This window comes from Morganella psychrotolerans, from assembly GCF_965118875.1.
In the GTDB taxonomy this organism is placed as follows: Bacteria; Pseudomonadota; Gammaproteobacteria; order Enterobacterales; family Enterobacteriaceae; genus Morganella; species Morganella psychrotolerans_C.
Genome location: NZ_CBCPJD010000011.1, coordinates 130,168 through 151,802 on the forward strand (window position 1 = coordinate 130,168; position 21,635 = coordinate 151,802).

Annotated in this window: 18 protein-coding genes and 1 other annotated feature; of the genes, 5 read left to right on the forward strand and 13 right to left on the reverse strand. The window is 49.2% G+C overall.

The window, feature by feature from the left end:
* Window positions 1-16: 16 nt before the first annotated feature.
* Entirely contained in the window at window positions 17-961 is a 945-nt protein-coding gene (gene ribF, locus ACMHKJ_RS12680; protein ID WP_413494388.1) for a bifunctional riboflavin kinase/FAD synthetase, read from the reverse strand.
* Between the two features lie 350 nt (window positions 962-1,311).
* Between ribF and rpsT the strand changes: the two genes are divergently transcribed.
* Window positions 1,312-1,572: a 30S ribosomal protein S20 gene (rpsT, locus tag ACMHKJ_RS12685; protein ID WP_067398952.1), complete on the forward strand. Its 261-nt coding sequence runs from the start codon at window positions 1,312-1,314 to the stop codon at window positions 1,570-1,572.
* Window positions 1,573-1,630: 58 nt separating this feature from the next.
* Here the strand turns inward: rpsT and nhaR are convergent, their stop codons facing one another.
* Together nhaR and nhaA are read right to left on the reverse strand one after the other, a co-directional pair.
* On the reverse strand, window positions 1,631-2,560 hold the full coding sequence (gene nhaR, locus ACMHKJ_RS12690) for a transcriptional activator NhaR (protein WP_413494390.1): 930 nt from the start codon (window positions 2,558-2,560) through the stop codon (window positions 1,631-1,633).
* Window positions 2,561-2,650: 90 nt separating this feature from the next.
* Window positions 2,651-3,829, reverse strand: coding sequence for a Na+/H+ antiporter NhaA (gene nhaA, locus ACMHKJ_RS12695; RefSeq protein ID WP_413494392.1), 1,179 nt, complete (start codon window positions 3,827-3,829; stop codon window positions 2,651-2,653).
* Between the two features lie 268 nt (window positions 3,830-4,097).
* Here nhaA and ACMHKJ_RS12700 point away from each other — a divergent pair, with 268 nt between their 5' ends.
* Window positions 4,098-4,940, forward strand: coding sequence for an EamA family transporter (locus tag ACMHKJ_RS12700; RefSeq protein WP_413494394.1), 843 nt, complete (start codon window positions 4,098-4,100; stop codon window positions 4,938-4,940).
* On the opposite strand, the gene ACMHKJ_RS12705 is transcribed toward ACMHKJ_RS12700, so the two are convergent.
* The 6 genes from ACMHKJ_RS12705 to tal all read right to left on the reverse strand — a co-directional run bounded on the left by ACMHKJ_RS12705 (window position 4,937) and on the right by tal (window position 12,324).
* Window positions 4,937-5,536 carry a hypothetical protein gene (locus ACMHKJ_RS12705; protein ID WP_413494396.1) on the reverse strand — a complete coding sequence of 200 codons (600 nt, stop codon included), beginning with the start codon at window positions 5,534-5,536 and terminating at the stop codon, window positions 4,937-4,939. The two genes, ACMHKJ_RS12700 and ACMHKJ_RS12705, sit on opposite strands and share 4 nt — an antisense overlap.
* Window positions 5,537-5,665: 129 nt before the next feature.
* Complete coding sequence (gene dnaJ / locus ACMHKJ_RS12710) at window positions 5,666-6,805, reverse strand: molecular chaperone DnaJ (protein ID WP_413494397.1); 1,140 nt, start codon at window positions 6,803-6,805, stop codon at window positions 5,666-5,668.
* 104 nt (window positions 6,806-6,909) lie between these two features.
* Entirely contained in the window at window positions 6,910-8,832 is a 1,923-nt protein-coding gene (gene dnaK / locus ACMHKJ_RS12715; RefSeq protein WP_413494399.1) for a molecular chaperone DnaK, read from the reverse strand.
* A gap of 427 nt (window positions 8,833-9,259) precedes the next feature.
* Window positions 9,260-10,558 carry an MFS transporter gene (locus tag ACMHKJ_RS12720; protein ID WP_413494401.1) on the reverse strand — a complete coding sequence of 433 codons (1,299 nt, stop codon included), beginning with the start codon at window positions 10,556-10,558 and terminating at the stop codon, window positions 9,260-9,262.
* A gap of 121 nt (window positions 10,559-10,679) precedes the next feature.
* Window positions 10,680-11,264, reverse strand: coding sequence for a molybdopterin adenylyltransferase (mog, locus tag ACMHKJ_RS12725; protein ID WP_413494403.1), 585 nt, complete (start codon window positions 11,262-11,264; stop codon window positions 10,680-10,682).
* A 106-nt stretch (window positions 11,265-11,370) separates the two neighbouring features.
* Window positions 11,371-12,324, reverse strand: a complete 954-nt coding sequence (gene tal / locus ACMHKJ_RS12730; RefSeq protein WP_413494405.1) for a transaldolase — start codon at window positions 12,322-12,324, stop codon at window positions 11,371-11,373.
* A gap of 326 nt (window positions 12,325-12,650) precedes the next feature.
* Between tal and yaaA the strand changes: the two genes are divergently transcribed.
* Window positions 12,651-13,424, forward strand: coding sequence for a peroxide stress protein YaaA (yaaA, locus tag ACMHKJ_RS12735; RefSeq protein WP_413494406.1), 774 nt, complete (start codon window positions 12,651-12,653; stop codon window positions 13,422-13,424).
* Window positions 13,425-13,594: 170 nt separating this feature from the next.
* Here yaaA and thrC read toward each other — a convergent pair whose 3' ends face one another.
* Genes thrC through thrA form a run of 3 tightly spaced genes read right to left on the reverse strand, consistent with a single transcriptional unit; the run spans window position 13,595 to window position 18,292 of the window.
* Window positions 13,595-14,887, reverse strand: coding sequence for a threonine synthase (thrC, locus tag ACMHKJ_RS12740; protein ID WP_413494408.1), 1,293 nt, complete (start codon window positions 14,885-14,887; stop codon window positions 13,595-13,597).
* Between the two features lie 9 nt (window positions 14,888-14,896).
* Window positions 14,897-15,829, reverse strand: a complete 933-nt coding sequence (gene thrB, locus ACMHKJ_RS12745; protein WP_413494410.1) for a homoserine kinase — start codon at window positions 15,827-15,829, stop codon at window positions 14,897-14,899.
* 3 nt (window positions 15,830-15,832) lie between these two features.
* A complete protein-coding gene (thrA, locus tag ACMHKJ_RS12750; protein ID WP_413494412.1) occupies window positions 15,833-18,292 on the reverse strand; it encodes a bifunctional aspartate kinase/homoserine dehydrogenase I in 2,460 nt (819 codons plus the stop codon).
* Between the two features lie 29 nt (window positions 18,293-18,321).
* Window positions 18,322-18,436 (reverse strand) — a sequence feature (Thr leader region).
* 650 nt (window positions 18,437-19,086) lie between these two features.
* On the opposite strand from thrA, the gene arcA reads away from it, so the two are divergent.
* A complete protein-coding gene (arcA, locus tag ACMHKJ_RS12755) occupies window positions 19,087-19,803 on the forward strand; it encodes a two-component system response regulator ArcA (RefSeq protein ID WP_067369502.1) in 717 nt (238 codons plus the stop codon).
* 74 nt (window positions 19,804-19,877) lie between these two features.
* Here the strand turns inward: arcA and creA are convergent, their stop codons facing one another.
* On the reverse strand, window positions 19,878-20,369 hold the full coding sequence (creA, locus tag ACMHKJ_RS12760) for a protein CreA (RefSeq protein WP_413494414.1): 492 nt from the start codon (window positions 20,367-20,369) through the stop codon (window positions 19,878-19,880).
* 336 nt (window positions 20,370-20,705) lie between these two features.
* On the opposite strand from creA, the gene robA reads away from it, so the two are divergent.
* Window positions 20,706-21,620 carry an MDR efflux pump AcrAB transcriptional activator RobA gene (robA, locus tag ACMHKJ_RS12765; RefSeq protein WP_413494416.1) on the forward strand — a complete coding sequence of 305 codons (915 nt, stop codon included), beginning with the start codon at window positions 20,706-20,708 and terminating at the stop codon, window positions 21,618-21,620.
* The last annotated feature ends 15 nt before the right edge of the window (window positions 21,621-21,635 follow it).

Consider the following 21,635-nt stretch of genomic DNA (forward strand, 5'->3'; position numbering starts at 1 on the left):
TTCCACTATTATTCCGTTAAACACATAACGAGGGATGCAATTGTAAGAATTCCCTTGCCGCAATTTCATCCTGTGCGATTTGCGCTTTCAGCTCATCAAGCGAGGCAAACCGCTGTTCATTTCGTAATTTTTTGCGTAATACCACATCCGGATGCTGCCCGTATAAATCCATTGCCGCATCAATCAGATGTACTTCCAACTGTCGCTCTTTACCCTGCACTGTCGGGCGGGAGCCTATATTAGCCACACCCGGAAGCGGCTTCGGTCCGAGACCATAAACATCCACCGCATAAACACCGCTGACCGGTGCAGTCAGGCGTTTCAGGGGAATATTGGCTGTCGGAAAACCGATTGTGCGCCCGAGTTCGTTGCCGTGAACCACCCGCCCGCTGATGCGGTACGGATGCCCTAGCAGCGCTTCGGCCTGCGCTAAATCATCACATTCCAGCGCGCGGCGGATAGCCGTACTGCTGATCCGTGTGCCGTTATCACAGAAACTTTCGGTGCTGCGCACGGTAAAACCAAAACGTTTCCCCGCTTCACATAACCCGGCAAAATCACCCTGCCGGTTTTTTCCGAAGCGGAAATCGTCCCCGACCACCAGAAATTTCACACCCAGTTGTTCAACCAGCAGGTGTGAGATAAAGGCTTCCGGCGTCAGCGAGGCAAACTGTTTATTGAATTTAACACACAATAAGTAGTCCGCGCCGTAGTGTGCAAGATATTTTACCTTATCGCGCAGCCGGGTCAGGCGTGCCGGTGCTTTATCAGGCGCAAAAAATTCCGGCGGCTGCGGCTCGAAGATCATGACGACCGACGGCAGCCCCAGACGTTGCCCTTCTTGTGCCAGATGTGACAGTAATGCCTGATGCCCGCGATGAACACCATCAAAATTACCAATAGTCAGCACGCATCCGTGATGTCGCGCGCGAATATTATGAGTACCGCGAATTAGCTCCATAGCAGGCTCAATACAGTCAAAATTAGATCGATTATACCTTGTCCGCCGCGTGAGGTTAACCCACTATTACGGTTGAATCGTGAATTCTCTGTATGAAAAGCGATACATCCGCCTCCCGGGATACCGAAAAATACTTTTTTCATCAGAATGTTGTCTGTCGCGTGACTTTTTTCGGGGGAAAGACTGTATTCCCGCAGAGTAAACTGATAAAATCCCCGCCCATCACAACGTACATTTGCGTCGCTGTACAACGACGCTTATTTGCACAAATCCATTGACAAAATAAAGTTGAGCAGGCATATTCCTCCACCTTTGTATTGTCCTCGAAGAATATATTTGGGAGTTGGACCTTGGCTAATATCAAATCAGCTAAGAAACGCGCCATTCAATCTGAAAAACGTCGTCAGCATAACGCTGGTCGTCGTTCGATGGTGCGTACCTTTATCAAGAAGGTTTACGCTGCTATCGCCACCGGCGATAAAGAAGCTGCTCAGAAAGCATTTAATGATATGCAACCACTTGTGGATCGTCACGCTACTAAAGGCCTGATCCACAAAAACAAGGCTGCCCGTCATAAGGCAAACCTGGCTGCTCAGATCAAAGCAATGTAATCTGTATGCAGACATAAAAAAACCGGCTTTTGCCGGTTTTTTTATGTCTTTTTTTTGTCTAATCGAGCAAAACTCCGGTCTCAACCGACTGTAAACCGCTGAACAGCGCAGAAAAATCCTTATTACAGACCCGCTGGACCGCTGGGTGCTGGATCATCCGTTCTGCAAAAATCACGTAATATTCTTCTTTGATGGTATCCACTGTACCCAGTTCCACAATGTCACTGTCAGCAAAAATTCCGTTGGTATAGAGTGATGGCGCCACAAAAATAGCATTGTGATACATGCCGAAGGCTTTCATCAGCGCGGCATCATCAAACTCACCCAAAATTTCCACTTCCAGATTTTTATTGCGGATCCATGTCAGCAACTGACGCCCCAGCATGGAACGCCGACCGGGCACCAGCAGGCGGCGCTCTTCCAGGCAGGCGGGAAAAGGCTTCTGTGGCGCGGGCTGACGGCAGAAAAAGCTCATACTGCATTCACCCAGCTTAACCGAAAACAGCCCTTCCTGCTGAGTGGAATCCACCGGGCAATCAGACAAAATCATATCCAGTTTATGCTGGCTCAGCTGTTCGAGCAGCATTTCATGGGTAGATTCAAAACAGCGCAGATGAATTTGTTCCTGCTCCACAACCGCCGTTTCCAGAACTTTACTGACCAGCCGTTTTGACAGGGCATCAGCGACGCCGACATCAAACAGCAGATTAGATTCACGACTGTAGGTGACAATATCCAGCATTTCCTGGCTCAGCATAAACATTTTATCCGCATAGCGGAACACCAGCTGCCCCAGCTCTGACGGGACGAGTCCCCGGCCCTGTCGTTTAAACAGTTTGCCGTCCAGACGCTCTTCCAGTGCTTTGATTTGTCCGGTGATTGTCTGCGGTGTCAGATAAAGGGCTTCTGCCGCCCCCACCACAGAGCCTTCTTTGCAGACATGCCAGAAATAATAGAGGTGATTGTAGTTTAAATGGGAGACGCGCATAGTTTTTCCCGACACGTACCTTATCTTTTTATGATAGTTAACACGGAAATTCCGTTATATTCACCGGCCGGGAGGCCGGTGAATAATCAATTACTGCCGGATGGTTTTCTTCGGTAACACTGAGTGAAGTAAAAATAACCCGATGACCGCAGCCATTGTGGAGCCAATCAGAATTCCCAGCTTAGAGTAGGTGTTAAACGCTTCCGGTAGTCCGTCAAATGCCAGTCCCGCGATAAAGATTGACATAGTAAAACCGATCCCGCACAACACTGATACCGCAAATATATGGCTAAGAGTAATCCTCTCCGGCAATTTTGCAAAGCCCAGTTTTACCGAAATCAGACACGCCGTAAAAATCCCCAACGGTTTACCGATAAATAACCCGAGCAGTATTCCCAGCGGCAATGCGCCCATCAAGGCATCCATTGAAATACCCTGTACATTGACGCCCGCATTCGCAAACGCAAACAGTGGCAGGATAAGATACGCCACCCACGGATGCATAACATGCTCCAGCTCTTCAGACGGAGAGTGTACTCCATCTTTACTGCGCAGCGGGATAAGGAACCCGACAATCACCCCCGCCAGTGTGGCGTGGACGCCGGACTTCAGAATACAGACCCATAATATCAGCCCTGCAACCATATAAGCCGCTGTATTGTTAACATTGCGCCAGTTCATCAGGCACAACACAACAACCATTAATGCCGCCAGCAATAACGCCGTAAGCGACACTGTTTTGGTATAAAATAAGGCAATAATCACAATGACGCCGAGGTCATCAATAATTGCCAGCGCCAGCAGAAAGACTTTCAGTTCTGTCGGCACCCGTTTACCCAGCAGCGCCATAACGCCAAGTGCAAAGGCAATATCAGTTGCCGCAGGTATTGCCCAGCCCTGACTGGCTGCGGGATCACTCCCGTTGAACAAAAGATACACCAGCGCAGGGGCAACCATGCCACCAAGCGCGGCAATCGCCGGAAACATTGCTTTGTCGCGTCCTGCCAGAGAGCCAACCATCAGCTCCCGCTTAACTTCCAGCCCGACGACAAGGAAAAATATCGCCATCAGGGCATCATTAATCCATAATAACAATGGCTTATCAATTTCCAGCGCAGAAAATTTCACGGCAACCGGAATATCAAGAAACTGCTGATACACGACCGACAGCGATGTATTTGCCATTATTAATGCAACCAGAGCGGCAATAATCAGCAGTATGCCACCCGCGGCTTCAAGTCTTAAAAACTGTCGAATAATTGCTTTCATAATTTAACTCCGTTTACACTGTCGACATCAATACTATTGACGTTAATACTATGCGAATCATCAACTCGAAAAAAGTAGATTATTTATCACTTAAACATCGGTTTTTTCGATTAAAACAGTGTTTACATCACAGAATAATCTTAAATAAAAATATTAATTAACACTAAGCAAACACTTAATGATAGCGATGAATGCCTTTTTGTTCATCATATTGGCTGATATTTTAGTATCAAATTGCTCCTACTCTGAATCAAAACAGGTTATTTTTATGTCCGCCACGCTGTTTATTGCTGTTCTTTTTGCCGCCGTTTTCCATGCAAGCTGGAATGCGGTGATAAAATTTGGTCAGGACAGGTTTCTCGGTATCGCCGTTATGACGATTTATTCAGGTCTGGTATCTGTTCCTGCCCTGTTCTGGTTAGGATTGCCCGACGCCGCAACACTGAAATGGCTGGTACTCTCCGCACTGTTTCATATCGGTTATGCTGTCTGCCTGAGCCGGGCTTATGCCTGCGGGGATCTCAGCCAGATTTACCCTGTCTCACGCGGATGTGCGCCTTTACTGACCACCCTTTTTGCTGTCGCGTTGTTTGGTGAACATCTGGCATGGTTATCATTCGCTGGTATTATGCTGATTGTATCCGGCGTTATTCTGCTGGCCTTCAACCGCCGTTCACCGCCCCATGCCCGTACCGGGCTGGTTTATGCCATTATCACTGCCTTTTTTACCGCCTGTTATACGCTTTCTGATGGTTTCGGGGCGCGCAGCAGTTCAGATCCCCTGACCTATATTTTCTGGCTGTTTGCATTAAACGGATGGGTGATGCTGATATTAGGGTTTGCCCGCTACCGGCATAATTTTACACAAAATTTTTTGCGCTACAGTAAGCCCGGGCTTACCGGTGGCATATTGCAGATATTCAGTTACGGCATCGTGATTTGGGCAATGGGACAAGCACCGATTATGATTGTAGCTTCATTGCGGGAGACCAGCGTACTGTTTGCCTTGCTGCTCTCCGCCTTTTTCCTGAAAGAGCGGCTGACACAGGCGCGGATAGTTGCCGCCTGTATCATTGTCGCAGGTGTTATTGTGATAAAACTTGGCGGTTAGTCCGGTTTTTTGTCATACAACCGGCCTGATACAAGCAGTTCAACTGTACTGCCAGTCTTGATTTTTACCTGAGTTAACATTTCCGGGTTGGCATAATTTGCCGGAGCTGCATCCTTCCCGGCAGTCAGGCTTCTCTGCAACACAAAAAGTCCCTGCGCTTTATATTTTCCCGTAATATCTTCAGTTGTGTAAACCGCAGAATCTGGCACCGTGGTATCACGGTGTAACGCAGGCAATCGGCTGAAATATTCATTCATTGCCATGATATTTGTACATTTTTCCTGAATTTTATCCAGAACGCGACCTTGGCAGAAGCGTGAGAAAGATGACTGGCTTTCCCGATAAACTTTAATTTCGGCTGATATATTTTTAAACGGAGTCATATCCATACTCATAACACTTTCTCTGAATAGGCTCCTGAGTACGGCAAAATTATTTATTCTGAAAATTTCAGCCTGCTCTTTTGTACAGTGAAACGGTTGCTCTGATGAATTTTGCACACCCGAGATAAAACGGCTGAAGCCTCCATTTCCAAACCTTGTCGATGTGTCCTTAATTAATTCAGAGATTGATATATTCTGGCCGATGACTTCCATGTTATTTGCCTTAACGATTAAATGGTTAAAGCAGAATAAAAAAACAGGCAATAAATGCTTGTATAAATCACACAAAAAAACCGGCCGGAAATAATATTCCGGCCGGTTCAGTTTTTATCTGAAGCTGACTTACTTCGTCAGGTCATCAAAGAATTTTTTCACCACGTCAAGGAAGCGTTTTGCTTTCGGGCTGTTGTTGTGACCACTCTGGCCTTCCACCGATTCACCGAACTCACGTAACAGTTCTTTCTGTTTTTCGCTCAGTTTAACCGGGGTTTCGACCACAACACGGCACATCAGGTCGCCCTGCATTCCGCCGCGCGCAGGTCTGACACCTTTGCCTTTCATGCGGAACTGCTTACCGGTCTGGGTTTCAGCCGGTATTTTGAGCTTAACGCGCCCGTCCAGTGTCGGCACTTCAATTTCACCGCCCAGTGCCGCAACGGAAAAACCAATCGGCACTTCGCAATAAAGGTTGCTGCCTTCACGCTCAAAGATATTATGCTGACGAACGTGGACTTCAACGTACAGATCGCCCGCCGGTGCCCCCATTTCGCCTGCTTCACCTTCACCGGTCAGACGGATACGGTCACCGCTGTCCATCCCTGCCGGAATTTTGACTGACAAGGTTTTATAGCGCTCAACACGACCATGACCATGACATTTGCTGCACGGATCTTTGATAATCTGACCGCGTCCCTGACAAGTCGGACACGCCTGCTGAACCGCAAAGAACCCCTGGCGCATCTGCACCTGGCCCATACCATGACAGGTCGGACACGTCTGTGGATCTGTACCTTCTTTCGCGCCGCTGCCGTGGCATTTATCACAGGTTTCCAGCGTCGGAATACGGATCTCTTTGGTCACACCACGAACCGCTTCTTCCAGTGTCAGCTCTATGCTGTAACGCAGGTCTGCCCCGCGCGATGCGCGTTGCTGACGGCGTCCGCCACCGAAAATATCACCGAAGACGTCACCAAAAATATCACCGAAATCAGCGCCGCCGAAACCGCCGCCTTGTCCGCCTCCGCCCATCCCGCCTTGTTCAAATGCTGCATGACCATACTGGTCATACGCCGCACGCTTCTGGCTGTCGATGAGAATTTCGTAAGCTTCTTTAACTTCTTTGAATTGATCTTCTGCACCTTTATCGCCCTGATTACGGTCAGGGTGATATTTCATCGCAAGGCGTTTGTAGGCTTTTTTAATCTCTTTTTCATCTGCTGATTTAGAGACGCCCAACACCTCGTAGTAATCTTTTTTTGCCATCCGTTTTGTCCCTTAACACACACGCACACGGGCGCAGAGTTTCCTCAACGCCCGTGTGGGTTTTCAGTGATTAATCTTGTCCATCACCGCGCCCGCTAAGGGCCTTATTTTTTGTCTTTGCTATCATCAACTTCTTCGAATTCAGCATCGACAACATCATCATTCTGACCAGCATCCTGCGCAGCATCAGCACCAGCGGCACCTGTCTGAGCCTGCTGCTGAGCCATTTCCATCAGCTTGGCAGAAGCCTCGATCAGCGCTTTCGTTTTCTCTTCGATAGCCGCTTTATCTTCGCCTTTGACTGCAATTTCCAGCTCACTTACTGCCTGCTCGATTTTTACTTTATCGTCGCCCGGCAGTTTGTCGCCTGCTTCTTCAATCTGTTTACGGGTTGCGTGAACCAGTTGATCTGCCTGGTTGCGAACCTGTACCAGCTCTTCAAACTTACGGTCAGCTTCTGCGTTAGCTTCAGCATCACGAACCATTTGCTGGATCTCTTCTTCGTTCAGACCGGAAGAGGCTTTAATGGTGATGTTCTGCTCACGTCCGCTGTTTTTATCTTTAGCAGACACATGCAGGATACCATCCGCATCAATATCAAATGTGACTTCAACCTGCGGCATACCGCGTGGTGCAGGCTGGATGCCATCTAAGTTAAACTGACCCAGTGATTTGTTGTCACCGGAACGTTTACGCTCACCCTGTAACACATGAATAGTCACCGCAGACTGGTTGTCTTCCGCTGTGGAGAACACCTGGCTGTGTTTGGTCGGGATAGTGGTATTTTTGGCGATAAGCGCCGTCATCACACCACCCATGGTTTCGATACCCAGCGACAGCGGGGTGACATCCAGCAGCAGAACATCTTTCACTTCGCCGCCTAACACACCACCCTGAACTGCCGCACCAACAGCAACGGCTTCGTCCGGGTTCACGTCTTTACGTGGCTCTTTACCGAAGAAATCTGCTACGGTTTTCTGAACCATCGGCATACGGGTCTGACCACCAACCAGGATAACATCCTGGATGTCACCAACAGACAGTCCGGCATCCTTTAATGCAACTTTGACCGGCTCCATACAGCGCTTAACCAGGTCTTCAACCAGCGACTCCAGTTTTGCACGGGTCACTTTAATGTTCATGTGTTTAGGACCAGACGCGTCCGCCGTGATGTACGGCAGGTTAACGTCTGTTTGCTGAGCGGAAGAAAGCTCAATTTTTGCTTTCTCGGCAGCTTCTTTCAGACGCTGCATTGCCAGCGGGTCGTTACGCAGGTCGATACCCTGCTCTTTCTTAAATTCTTCAACCAGATAGTTGATCATACGGCTGTCGAAGTCTTCACCACCTAAGTGAGTGTCGCCGTTCGTTGCCAGCACTTCATAGGTTTTTTCGCCATCAACTTCATCGATTTCGATGATAGAGATATCGAATGTACCACCACCAAGGTCAAATACCGCGATAGTACGGTTACCGACTTCACGGTCAAGGCCATAAGCCAGCGCTGCCGCAGTTGGTTCGTTGATAATACGTTTTACATCCAGACCTGCAATTCGCCCTGCGTCTTTTGTTGCCTGACGCTGCGCATCATTAAAGTATGCAGGAACGGTGATAACTGCTTCAGTTACCGGCTCGCCGAGATAGTCTTCAGCGGTTTTCTTCATTTTTTTCAGCACTTCAGCTGAAATCTGTGGTGGTGCCATTTTCTGGCCTTTCGCTTCCACCCATGCGTCACCGTTATCTGCTTCGACAATTTTGTACGGCATGATATTCATGTCACGGCTGACTTCTTCTTCATTAAAACGACGACCAATCAGTCGTTTGATAGCAAACAGTGTATTTTGCGGGTTAGTCACAGCCTGACGTTTTGCCGGCTGTCCGACTAAAATTTCGCCATCGGCGGTATACGCAATGATTGACGGTGTTGTGCGATCGCCTTCCGCATTCTCCAGTACACGCGCTTTGTTGCCATCCATAACAGCAACACAAGAGTTAGTTGTACCTAAGTCGATACCAATAATTTTACCCATTTAAACGCCTCCGAATAATTCTGTTCTGTCTTACGTTACGATATATATGAGGTTCGATTTTCACTTTTCAAGAAAAAATTTTCGCCATCCTGACCCGGATTCTCCCCTGACGGTACAGGACATCCGCAACGCTAAAAGAAATTCAACTGAGATTCAGTTTCCGATGACAACTAGATGGGGTCATAAATGCATTCATCAAGGGTAAAACAGAAAAAAAACAGATTATTTAAAAGAAAATGACGAATTGCTGAAAAATTCCGCAATAACAGCGTTGTCATTACAACATATACCCAACGTCATTCAGGATGCAGGAAGGCGGCAAGCTCCGATTGCCGGGTCACATACAGATAAGTATGTGACCTGGCTGGCTGAGTGCGGTCAACACCCGGGTATCCTGAAGTATGACGAGTATAAATGCGGTTTGTTATCAGGAACTAAGCACCACCATCCGCCGGTGTACTGTGGCTTTACGCATATAAAGCCCCGTTAATAAACCTATCAGTGACAACCCCGCCATATAATAAGCCGGTGCAAGAGGCGTCCATTTCAGAAAGAGCGTCACCACAACAGGCGTCAGCCCGCCAAAAATGGCATAGGATACATTGTAGGAAAATGAAATTCCGCTGAAGCGGATTTCAGCAGGATAACTGTTTACCAGGACAAACGGCACCGCGCCAACTACGCCGACACTGAACCCAGCCAGCCCGTAAGTCAGTGACAGTGGTGTTCCCGGGTCACCGGCAGTCAGATAAAAATAGCCGGTACACGCCGCCAGCAAAATACTGCCACCGATAAAAACAATCGCGGCCCCCAGTTTGTCACATAAGAATCCTGCAACCAGGCAACCGGCACATAACGCAAGGATCGCGGTCATATTAGCAACCGAAACCACCGCTTTTGCCAATCCGAATTCTGTCTGTAAGTACGCAGGCGTCAGCAGGATCACCACCACCACACCGGCAGACAGCAGCCACGTCAGCAGCATTGAGATAACTATCGCTTCCCGGTGATCCGCAATCACGGTTTTCAGTGGTAATTCTTTCGCTAACGCTTTCTGTTTTTGCATTTCCTGAAAAACCGGGGTTTCCGCTAACCAGCGGCGTAAATAGAGTGCGACAAAACCGAAAATACCGCCGAGGAAAAAGGGTACACGCCAGCCCCAGCTCAGTTGCTGCGCATCAGTAAGCTGCGTCGCTATCATCATCGCCACCAGAGAGCCGAGGAGTATCCCGACCGTCAGCCCGGCAGTCAGCGTACCGCAGGCAATACCAATGCGGTGCTTTGGTACGTGTTCGGAGACAAACACCCACGCCCCCGGGACTTCCCCGCCGATAGCCGCACCCTGCATAATCCGCATCAGCAGAAGCAGTACCGGAGCGGCAATACCAATGGTTTCATAGGTCGGCAGCAGGCCGATACAGAGCGTCGGCACCGCCATCAGCAGAATGCTGAGAGAGAACATTTTTTTGCGCCCGACGAGGTCGCCGAAATGCGCCATTACAATACCGCCCAGCGGGCGCACCAGATAGCCGGCCGCAAAAATCCCGAAGGTTTGTAATTGCACCAGCCAGCCGGGAATGTCCGGCGGGAAAAATAGTTGCCCGATAGTGACCGCAAAAAAGATAAAGATGATGAAATCGTAGAATTCGAGTGCGCCGCCCAGAGCTGCAAGAGAGAGCGTTTTGTAATCCTGCCGGTTCAGCGTCCGGAGAGCCGTTTGAGCCATGAGTTCACCTTTCCTGTCTTTACATTTCTGTTATTTTTACTTTACATAAGTAGGTGAACGCATCATAGGACAAGAAAGGTGCTCAGGGGAACGTTTTTTATTTTATGCTGAATACCCTGAATTACTGTGGCTTTATGGCTGATTTAGGACGAAATGCCGCGACAACCTGAGGGTCAGTTTCAATATAGGGACCATCCAGTAACTGTATACAATACGGTACACTGGCAAAAATACCAGAAACGGTAACGTTCCCGCTTTCATCTTTCAGCCCTTCCAGGGTTTCTGCAATAGCTTTCGGCTGACCGGGCAGATTGAGGATCAGTGACTGATTGCGGATCACGCCCACCTGACGGGAGAGGATCGCGGTCGGCACAAATTTCAGGCTGATCTGGCGCATTTGTTCACCAAACCCGGGCATTTCGCGATCGGCAACTGCCAGCGTTGCATCAGGAGTGACATCGCGTCTGGCGGGTCCGGTGCCGCCGGTTGTCAGCACCAGATGGCAACCGAATTCATCCACCAGCTCACACAGTGTCTGGCTGATCATCGTTTCTTCATCCGGGATCAGGCGGGTTTCTGTCTGAAAGGGCGTGGTGATAGTTTTCGCCAGCCACGCCTGTAAAGCCGGGATACCTTTGTCTTCATAAATACCACCGGATGCGCGGTCAGAAACCGAGACAAGACCGATGCGCAACACATTATTCATAATTACCTCTGCGTCATTTTGACTCCGGCGCCAGCATAACATTGGTGCCGGAAACAAAAAAGGCAGCCAACCGGCTGCCTCTCACAATCATGCTGTTAATCAAATATTACAGCAGATCGGCGATCATTTTTTCCAGTTTACCCTGGTCTACTGCAAACTTACGGATACCGTCCGCCAATTTTTCAGTTGCCATAGGATCACTGTGATGAGCCCAGTAGAATTCAGCTTCAGTCAGTGGCGCAGGGCGCGCTTTAACGTCACCTTTGTACTCCAGTTTGCGCTCAACAGCCCCGGTCGCTTCTGACAGCTCTTTGAGCAGAGCAGGTGCGATGGTCAGACGGTCACAACCGGCCAGTTCCAGGATTTCGCCTGAGTTACGGAAGCTTGCGCCCATAACCACGGTTTTGTAGCCGTGCTCTTTGTAGAAATTGTAGATCTCAGTGACAGAAATCACGCCCGGATCTTCTGCCGGTGTGAACTCTTTTTTATCGCCGTTGGCTTTGTACCAGTCGAGGATACGACCAACAAACGGGGAGATCAGATACACACCCGCTTCCGCACAGGCTCGCGCCTGGGCAAAGGAGAACAGCAGTGTCAGGTTACAGTTGATACCTTCTTTTTCCAGCTGTTCTGCCGCGCGGATACCCTGCCAGGTAGAGGCAAGCTTGATAAGGATACGGTCATTGCTGATACCGGCATCATTATACAGTTTGATCAGACGTTTTGCTTTGGCGATACTCGCCTTAGTGTCATAAGAGAGACGGGCATCCACTTCTGTTGAGATACGGCCGGGAATAAGTTTGAGAATTTCCAGACCGATATTTACCGCCAGCTTATCACCGGCATCGATAATCTGCTGTTCACGTGAATCACTCTGCCCGCGCGCCCAGGTTACCGCTTCGTCAATTAACTGACGGTATTCAGGAATTTGCGCTGCGTTGAGGATCAGAGATGGGTTTGTGGTGGCATCCTGAGGCTTGTAAAGCTTCATTGCTGCAATGTCACCGGTATCGGCCACGACCGTGGTCAGATTACGCAGGGAAGTCAATTTATCGGTCATTTTCGTCTCTCATCTTATGTCAGAAGATACTCTACATAATTCGGGATTCATGTCGGCGACAAGCAAAGCCAGTGCATCCTGAAGTATGACGGGTATAGATGGCAATATGCCGCAACTGCGTTTGATAATATCACGGTCAGCCTGCTGCGCAAGCAAGGAAAATCCGCATCATCAGTGACTGTTTTTATCTAACCATCTGTAATTATGATAATTTCATCTAATCTGCACAGATCCCCTTTCCGGCTATTGCTGTGATTTGCCCGTTGCCGCATTTTTTTTGATAGAGTAGACCGCATAATGATGAAAACAGACCGGAGCCGACTATTATGCTGCTGACGATTTCCCCTGCCAAAACGCTCGATTATGACAGCCCGCTGACCACGCAGCGCTATACACAGCCTGAGCTGCTCGCACAATCAGAAGAACTGATGCAAACCTGCCGCAAACTGACCCCGGCGGATATCGGCTCTCTGATGCATATCAGCGATAAACTCGCCGGTCTGAACGCCGCCCGTTTCGGTGAATGGCAGCCGGATTTCACACCGGAAAATGCGCGCCAGGCGATCCTTGCCTTTAAAGGGGATGTCTACACCGGCATGCAGGCGGACACTTTCAGTGAGGCGGATTTTGATTTTGCCCAGCAGCATCTGCGGATGCTCTCGGGACTTTACGGTGTGCTGCGCCCGCTGGATTTAATGCGTCCGTACCGCCTGGAAATGGGCACAAAACTGGCCAATCCGCGCGGAAATAATCTCTATACGTTCTGGGGCGATCTCATCACTGAGAATCTCAATCAGGCGCTGGCAGCGCAAGGTGATAATGTTCTGGTGAACCTGGCATCTGATGAGTATTTCAAAGCCGTGAATCTGAAGAAACTGGATGCGGTAATGATTAAACCGGTCTTTCTCGATGAGAAAAACGGCAAATACAAAGTGATCAGTTTCTACGCAAAAAAAGCGCGCGGGCTGATGAGCCGCTTTATTATTCAGAACCGCCTGACGCAGCCGTCACAACTGCCTGATTTTGATCTGGATGGTTACCGCTTTAATGAACATCAGTCCACAGAACGGGAGCTGGTATTTACCCGCCCGGAGCAGTAATTACTGCTGATACGGGGAGCATACATTCGCATGTAACCCGGGCTACTGAACACTGCCAACGCAGCTATGGACGAAAGGATGACGCGGGTACGCTCAGCAGCACCATCCATGGCGCTGCATACTTTTTGTTTACTTACCCGTCATCATCACTTTATTAATAATAGTCAGGGTTACGGTTTCACTGTCTTCATTAAATAGTCCCGCAGTGCTGCAAAATCAGCCGGTAATACCGCAGACAGCAGCGGCAAATCAGCCCGCTCAGCCAGCTCTGCCGGTAACGGCAGTTTTTGGTCAAGAATGGCTTCCACACTTTCCAGAAATTTTGCCGGATGTGCCGTGCCGAGGAAAATACCGTATTCCCCGGGTTGTAAATCTTTACGCAGCAAGCGATACGCAATGGCGGCATGCGGTTCAGAAATATACCCTTTCCCCGCCAGTTCGCGCATTGTTTCACGTGTTTCATCATCATTTACCGCACCGGAACGCAAATCACGCAATGACCAGCCCTGACGCGCAAACAGTGCTTCAATCCGCGGCCAGTTATTCGGCTGACTGACATCCATCGCATTAGACAGCGTTGCGACAGTCACCGCCGGTTTCCACTGTCCGTCCGCCAGATAGCGCGGCACCGTGTCATTAGCATTAGTGGCGGCGATAAAACGCTTCACCGGCAATCCCATTGCTTTCGCCAGAACCCCTGCGGTGAGGTCGCCGAAATTTCCGCTCGGGACAGAAAAGACCAGTTCGCCGCGTTTTTCTGCCGGAGCCTGTGCCACCGCTTCAAAGTAATAGCAAATCTGCGCCAGCAGACGGCTGATATTAATTGAATTCGCCGAATTGAGATGCAGCACCTGTTTCAGTTCTTCATCATCAAATGCCTGTTTTACCAACGCCTGGCAGGCATCGAAATCATCCTGCACGGCTACCGTATGAATATTTTTACCCAGTGTGCAGAACAATTTTTCCTGTAACGGGCTGATTTTCCCCTGCGGATAAAGGATCACCACCTGCACATTTTTCAGACCATAAAAGGCATGCGCCACAGCAGCCCCGGTATCGCCGGAGGTTGCGGTCAGAATAGTAACGGGTTTATCACCGGCAACCGCTGCCAGCGCCTGCGCCATAAAGCGCCCGCCAAAATCTTTAAACGCCAGGGTCGGGCCATGAAACAGTTCCAGGCAGCTCACATCACTTTCCACCTGTTTCAGTGGTGCCGGGAAAGCAAACGCGGCGCGGACACGCGTATCCAGCTCTTCCCGGGGAATTTCATCACCAATCAGCGCATGCAGAATAACCACACTGCGGCTGACAAAATCCATTGCCAGCAGATTATCCATCGACTCAGAGTCAAAGAACGGAAGGTCACGCGGGAAAAACAGCCCCTGACCACGCCCCAGGCCTTGTTTTACCGCCTGCGCAAAACTGACTTTCTCGCTTTCGTCTTTTAAATTGTACAGTTCCATTTTTTAACCTTATGCGCTTACTTGTCGTGCGCCCGCGAGATCCAGGCGGCACAGATGAACAAATCCTTCGCTGTTTTGCAGATATTGCGTGGTAAACACATCTGCGACCTGCTCTGCTGCCGCTTTGTTGTCACAAACAGCAAACAGTGTCGGCCCGGAACCGGAGATCCCGCAGGCTTTCGCACCGCAGGACATAACCTGTGTGCGCACAGCATCAAAATTCGGTAATAACTGCCGGCGGTACGGCTCAGCAACCACATCGCGGATCATGGATGCGGCCAAATCCGCCTGCCCGGTGTGACAGGCGTGGATAAACCCCGCCAGATTGCGCCCGTGATCCACAATGTCAGACCGGGAATACGCCGCCGGTAAAATTGCCCGCGCCTGGGCTGTGGAGACTTTAATGCCGGGATACGCCATCACCCAGTACCAATTGTCAAAACACGGCACCGCCTGACTGACACTGTCCGGTGTCTCAATATTGAGCTGCAATCCTCCCAGGAAGCACGGCGCGACATTGTCATAATGCACACTGCCGGAGATGCGACCTTCCATCTCGCCCATCAGGCGCAGCAGCGTCATATCATCCAGCGGCTTGCCGGCGTAATCATTCAGCGCAACCAGCGCGGCGACAACGGAACAGGCACTGGAGCCAAGCCCGGAGCCAATCGGCATATTTTTTTCCAGCGTCATCGCCACAGGTAATATATCCCCGAGTACTTCACAATAACGCTCCCAGCACTGGTAAACGATATTGTGTTTCGGGTTATCGGGCAGTTTTTTGACAAACCGCCCGCTGTTTGTCAGTGAAAACTGCGTGGCTTTTGCAACAGACACACAGTCACCGAGCAGTTCTCCGCTGACCGGAGACACTGCCGCACCCAGCACATCGAACCCCACACTTACATTCCCGATTGACGCCGGTGCATAAATTTTAATCACCCGTTACACTCCCAGTTTCCATGACATTGTGCGCAACACATCGGCAAAAATCCCGGCGGCTGTCACATCATTACCTGCTCCGTAGCCGCGTAACACCAGCGGGATAGGCTGATAATAGCGGGTGTAGAATGCCAGCGCGTTTTCGCCGTTTTTCACTTTATACAGCGGATCGTTACCATCCACGTCCATGATTTTCACCTGACAGCAGCCGTTATCAATCACGCCAACATAGCGCAAAACACGTCCGGCTTCTGCTGCTTTCGCCACACGATCAGCAAAGGCAGCATCAAGAGAAGGCAGATTTGCCATAAACGTATCCACATCACCTGTGGCATCAAAGTCCGGCGGCAGGACAGATTCCACCTGAATATCAGAAAGCTCAAGCGCAAGACCGGTTTCACGGGCGAGGATCAGCAGCTTACGCGCGATATCCATGCCGGAGAGGTCATCGCGGGGATCCGGCTCTGTAAAGCCTTTTGTTTTGGCGATAGCCGTCGCGGCTGAAAGCGACATTCCTTCATCGAGCATCCCGAAAATAAAAGAGAGAGAACCGGAAAGAATGCCGTTGAACTGCACTAATTCATCCCCCGCACTCAGCAGGTTCTGAAGGTTTTCGATAACCGGCAGTCCTGCACCGACGTTAGTGTCATAACGGAACTGGCGCTTTGATTGTGCCGCCGCCCGGCGTAATTCGTGGTAGTAATCCATGGATAATGTGTTAGCTTTTTTGTTCGGCGTGACCACATTAAATCCGTCTTTCAGGAAAGCTGAATACTGGAGAGCAATCTCCTCATTCGAAGTACAATCCACAATCACCGGATTGAGAAAATGGTACTCTTTTTCCAGGCGAATCAAGCGGCTGAGGCTGAACGGCTCTTTCGCCTGCGCCAGCGCCGGACGCCAGTCCTGCAAATCAATGCCGCGCATATTTGTCAGCATCGCTTTCGAGTTGGCTATCCCGCACACCCGCAGGTCGATATTGCGGGCTTTCAGCCACGATTGCTGGCGGTAGATCTGCTCCAGCAGCGCACTGCCGACCCCGCCGGTACCGATCACAAACACTTCAACAATGCGGTCCGTGTTAAACAGCATCTGGTGACAAAGACGGACACCCGATGCGGCAAGGGAGTTATCCACCACCGCAGAAATCGAACGCTCGGATGACCCTTGTGCAATCGCGATAATATTGATGTTGGCGCGGGTCAGTGCCGAGAAGAAACGGGCGGAGATTCCCTTGAGCGTGCGCATACCGTCCCCGACCACAGAGACAATCGCCAGGTTATCCAGCACATCCAGGGGCTCCAGCACGCCCTCTTTCAGCTCAAGATAAAATTCCTCTTCCAGCGCCTGCTGAGTGCGGACTTTGTCTTTCTGAGTCACACAAAAGCTGATGCTGTACTCTGACGAAGACTGCGTGATCAGGACAATTGAGATATTGCGTCGCGACATCACTGTAAATACGCGCGCCGCCATCCCGACCATGCCTTTCATGCCCGGGCCGGAGACATTAAACATCGCCATATTATTGAGGTTGGTGATCCCTTTCACCGGCGTGCTGTCATCACGCTGACCATCACCAATCAGTGTGCCTGGCGCTTGCGGGTTAAGGGTATTTTTAATCAGACACGGGATCTGAAATTGCGCAATCGGTGCAATAGTGCGGGGATGCAGTACTTTTGCACCGAAATAAGAGAGTTCCATTGCTTCCTGATAAGACATGCCTTTCAACAGCCGGGCGTCCGGAACAAAGCGCGGGTCGCAGGTATAAACACCATCCACATCTGTCCAGATCTCACAGCATTTGGCACGCAAACAGGCCGCCAGCACAGCGGCAGAATAATCAGAGCCGTTGCGCCCCAGCACAACCAGCTCACCCTGCTCATTCCCTGCCGTGAACCCCGCCATCAGAACAATATGATCCGCTGGAATATTCAGCGCCGCTATGCGTTTGGTGGATTCATTGATATCAACTGTCGATTCAAGATACGCACCGACCGCCAGCAGACTCATCACCGGGTCGATAACAGTCACTTTGTGCCCGCGGGCTTTCAGCAGTGATGCCATAACCGCAATAGAAAACCGCTCACCGCAGCTGATCATATTGGCGTTGATACTGTCCGGACACTGCCCCAGAAGTGATACCCCGTGCAGAACCTGTTTGATGCGGCTGATTTCCTGCTCAGTTTCCCCCTTCAGACGTGCATACTCAAACCCGGAAACAGTGGCGTTCAGCCCGTCCAGAATGCCGTTCAGAATAGATTCTGCGTCATGTACCAGCGTGTGTGCGTCCTGGCCGCTGACGGTCTGCTCTACCATCGCCACTAAATAATTAGTTATTTTTGCCGGTGCGGAAAGCACCAGTGCAACCTGTCCCTGTGCGAGTTTTTTCTCTGCAATTCCCGCGATGTTAAGCATACGTTCCGTGTTTGCCACGGATGTGCCGCCAAATTTAAGTACACGCATGTGTCACCTGCTCCTGCCGTTTTTAGTCCAAAAAAAAAGCCCGCACAATTTTTTGTGCGGGCTTTTTTCGTGATTCAGATATGCGTCAGCCCGCACCGCCGGTGGTAATGGTGGTGGTGGTCGTAATAATAATCATATTGAGGCTGTGATTACGCATTGAGTTCCTGTCTGTCCATTATCTGATTTACCCTATTACGGTTAAAGGAAAGGCGGGTTGATGTCAAATTATTCTTCTGAATAACCTGAAAAATCAGACTATCAGAGTCCGGTCGCATAACATATTAAAAAGAGATTCCGGTAAATTCGCACTGTCATTTACACATAAGCCGGAATTTAATTTCATATGATGAGGATTTTTTGTTTTTTTTAACTTTTCTTGCGCAGGTTGCATTTTTCGCTGTTTACCCGGGAGAAAAATGTACAATAATCAGACAAGTCAGATATAATGGTTAACATTGTATCTCTATTTATTTGACAATCATTAAAACCGGCAATTAACAATTGAAGAATGTGTTAACGTGCTACAATTGATTTTGATATGTATCAACAAAGGTTAGTTTTCCAGATGGTAAATGAATGGGTTGCTGTTATATTGGTGTTAATAGACTAATATTGGTACGAATCGTTTCAATTCTTTACTTTTTGAATTGAGTGATTGTAAAAACGCGGTCTGAACCAGATTTTTTTCTGTTCACAGGTTTCGTGTCAGACATAACCAAAACTACACCGACACAGAAAGCCCGGGCAGATAATCCAATTTCTTATAATTCTAAGTGATTTAGGTAGCGACTATTATGCAAACCCCGCATATTTTAATTGTTGAAGATGAGATCGTCACACGTAACACTCTGAAAAGTATTTTTGAAGCAGAGGGTTATGTTGTACATGAAGCCACTGATGGTGCAGAGATGCATAATGTACTGTCAGACCATGATATCAATTTGGTTATCATGGACATCAACCTCCCGGGAAAAAATGGTCTGTTATTGGCGCGCGAGCTCCGTGAACAGGCAAATGTGGCATTAATGTTCTTAACCGGCCGTGATAATGAAGTCGATAAAATTCTCGGTCTGGAAATTGGTGCTGATGACTATATTACCAAGCCGTTTAATCCGCGTGAACTGACTATCCGTGCCCGCAACTTACTCTCACGGACCATGAATCTGTCCGGTGGTAGTGAAGAGCGCCGCAGTGTGGAAAGTTACAAGTTTAATGGCTGGGAACTGGATATTAACAGTCGTTCATTAATCGGACCGACCGGTGAGCAGTATAAGCTCCCGCGCAGTGAATTCCGTGCCATGCTGCACTTCTGCGAAAACCCGGGCAAAATTCAGACCCGTGCTGAATTGCTGAAAAAAATGACTGGCCGTGAACTGAAACCGCATGACCGGACTGTGGATGTCACCATCCGCCGTATCCGTAAGCATTTCGAATCCACACCGGATACCCCGGAAATTATCGCCACGATCCACGGCGAAGGTTACCGGTTCTGTGGTGATCTCGAAGAGTAATCTTCTGCCACAGCAGTAACGTAATATCAGCCCCGGCGTCGTACTGCGACACCGGGGCTTTGTTACGTCTGTTATCAGTTATTCCACGGCATAATCGGTACCGCACTCAGCGCATTCTTTGGTGAGCCGTCAACGACTTTATCTGAGTAGGTAAGATAGACCAGTGCGTGACGTTTCTCATCATAAAAACGAACAACCTGTAACTTCTTGAATACCATAGATGTTCGTTTTTGGAAAACAACCTGCCCTTTGTCTTTCTTACCTTTTTTCACTTTATCACTGACCGTGACCGGTCCGACCTGCTGGCAGGAAATTGCGGCATCTGAGGTATCCTCAGCCAGTCCCAGTCCGCCTGTAAATCCACCGGTTTTCGCCCGGCTCAGGTAACAGGTGATATTTTCCACATCCGGGTCATCAAACGCTTCCACCACAATTTTGTGGTCAGGACCAAATATTTTAAATACGGTATCCACCGAGCCAATCTCTTCGGCATGACTCAAAAAGGATAACGTACTCAATGAAATAGCTGTAATAATACCCAGTAGTGACTTATTCGTCTGATTCATAATTTTTGATAGTCCGAGAAAATCATTTGAAAAATGTATGATTTCAAAGATAATTCATATTGTCGTTTTATGATAGTCACAGCACTCTTAAAATATTCTCCGGCCAAAAGTAATAATGAGTAAATGATTATCCCACTGATAATTACTCAGGTTAGAATATTAATCCGTTATATATACTCTGAATGATTCGGAATGCATGTAGGCGACAAGCGAAGATAACCGGAAAGCATATAGATAAACTATGTGACCCGGGTAGCTGAGCGCAGTCAACATCCGGGCATTCTGAAGTATGACGAGTATAATTTTCTAACGTCATCAATCCAATAAGGGAGATGTATGGATCAGACCAGCATCATTCGTGATTTACTCCGTTGGTTAGATGAGCACTTAGATCAGCCGCTTTCTCTCGACCACGTTGCAGCGAAGGCAGGCTACTCCAAGTGGCATTTACAACGCATGTTCAAGGATGTTACCGGCGAAGCTATCGGGGCTTATATCCGCGCCCGCCGCCTGTCACGCGCAGCTATTGCACTGCGTCTGACCTCACGTCCGATTTTAGATATCGCACTTCAGTATCGTTTTGACTCACAGCAAACCTTCACCCGTGCATTCAAGAAACAGTTTAATAAAACACCTGCGCTGTATCGCCGTCTTGACGAATGGTGCTCTGATGGTATTTGTTCTGCTATTTTGCTCAACGATGTCCCTATGCCGGAGTATGAATTTGTGACATTCCCGCCGCGTACCGTTGTGGGGATAGAAAACAGTTGCTCGCATCGTCTGGAAGACTGGGCTACCGCTTGTACGCACATGCGTCAGGAGTTCTGGCTGCGCTATATTTCTGCGGCAAAAACCATTCCGGACTATGTTTACGGGTTGTACAGCACGTCCCGCAATCCGGATAAAGAAGATGAGCAGAGCGTCAGCTATACCACGGCTGTGGATAAAGAGTCTGCCGCATTCACAACACAGGAAAATCTCCGTGAGCTGGAGATGCCGGGCGGTGAATATCTCTGCTTTACGTTTAACGGCATTCCTTACCGTGGTGCAATGCAGGAGTTTCTCTTCACGATTTACGGACAATGCGTGCCGCGCCTGGGGATCACCCGCCGCAGAGGCTATGATATTGAGCGTTACAAGCTGAGAAAAGATACGGATGTTGTGAATGCAACGGATATCGATGAAGCTGATCCGCGCAACCATATTGAAGAGTTTAAATACTATATTCCTGTCAGGCACGATCCGCAGTAATTGCCCCCTGACCCC

Excerpts from the sequence above, each read along its gene's own strand:
- ACMHKJ_RS12720 (WP_413494401.1), bottom strand. The coding sequence starts at position 10,558 with ATGGCTCAAACGGCTCTCCGGACGCTGAACCGGCAGGATTACAAAACG.
- creA (WP_413494414.1), bottom strand. The coding sequence starts at position 20,369 with ATGAATCAGACGAATAAGTCACTACTGGGTATTATTACAGCTATTTCA.
- ribF (WP_413494388.1), bottom strand. The coding sequence starts at position 961 with ATGGAGCTAATTCGCGGTACTCATAATATTCGCGCGCGACATCACGGA.
- yaaA (WP_413494406.1), top strand. The coding sequence starts at position 12,651 with ATGCTGCTGACGATTTCCCCTGCCAAAACGCTCGATTATGACAGCCCG.
- thrC (WP_413494408.1), bottom strand. The coding sequence starts at position 14,887 with ATGGAACTGTACAATTTAAAAGACGAAAGCGAGAAAGTCAGTTTTGCG.
- robA (WP_413494416.1), top strand. The coding sequence starts at position 20,706 with ATGGATCAGACCAGCATCATTCGTGATTTACTCCGTTGGTTAGATGAG.
- nhaA (WP_413494392.1), bottom strand. The coding sequence starts at position 3,829 with ATGAAAGCAATTATTCGACAGTTTTTAAGACTTGAAGCCGCGGGTGGC.
- arcA (WP_067369502.1), top strand. The coding sequence starts at position 19,087 with ATGCAAACCCCGCATATTTTAATTGTTGAAGATGAGATCGTCACACGT.
- ACMHKJ_RS12705 (WP_413494396.1), bottom strand. The coding sequence starts at position 5,536 with ATGGAAGTCATCGGCCAGAATATATCAATCTCTGAATTAATTAAGGAC.
- dnaK (WP_413494399.1), bottom strand. The coding sequence starts at position 8,832 with ATGGGTAAAATTATTGGTATCGACTTAGGTACAACTAACTCTTGTGTT.
- mog (WP_413494403.1), bottom strand. The coding sequence starts at position 11,264 with ATGAATAATGTGTTGCGCATCGGTCTTGTCTCGGTTTCTGACCGCGCA.
- ACMHKJ_RS12700 (WP_413494394.1), top strand. The coding sequence starts at position 4,098 with ATGTCCGCCACGCTGTTTATTGCTGTTCTTTTTGCCGCCGTTTTCCAT.
- thrA (WP_413494412.1), bottom strand. The coding sequence starts at position 18,292 with ATGCGTGTACTTAAATTTGGCGGCACATCCGTGGCAAACACGGAACGT.
- tal (WP_413494405.1), bottom strand. The coding sequence starts at position 12,324 with ATGACCGATAAATTGACTTCCCTGCGTAATCTGACCACGGTCGTGGCC.
- dnaJ (WP_413494397.1), bottom strand. The coding sequence starts at position 6,805 with ATGGCAAAAAAAGATTACTACGAGGTGTTGGGCGTCTCTAAATCAGCA.
- nhaR (WP_413494390.1), bottom strand. The coding sequence starts at position 2,560 with ATGCGCGTCTCCCATTTAAACTACAATCACCTCTATTATTTCTGGCAT.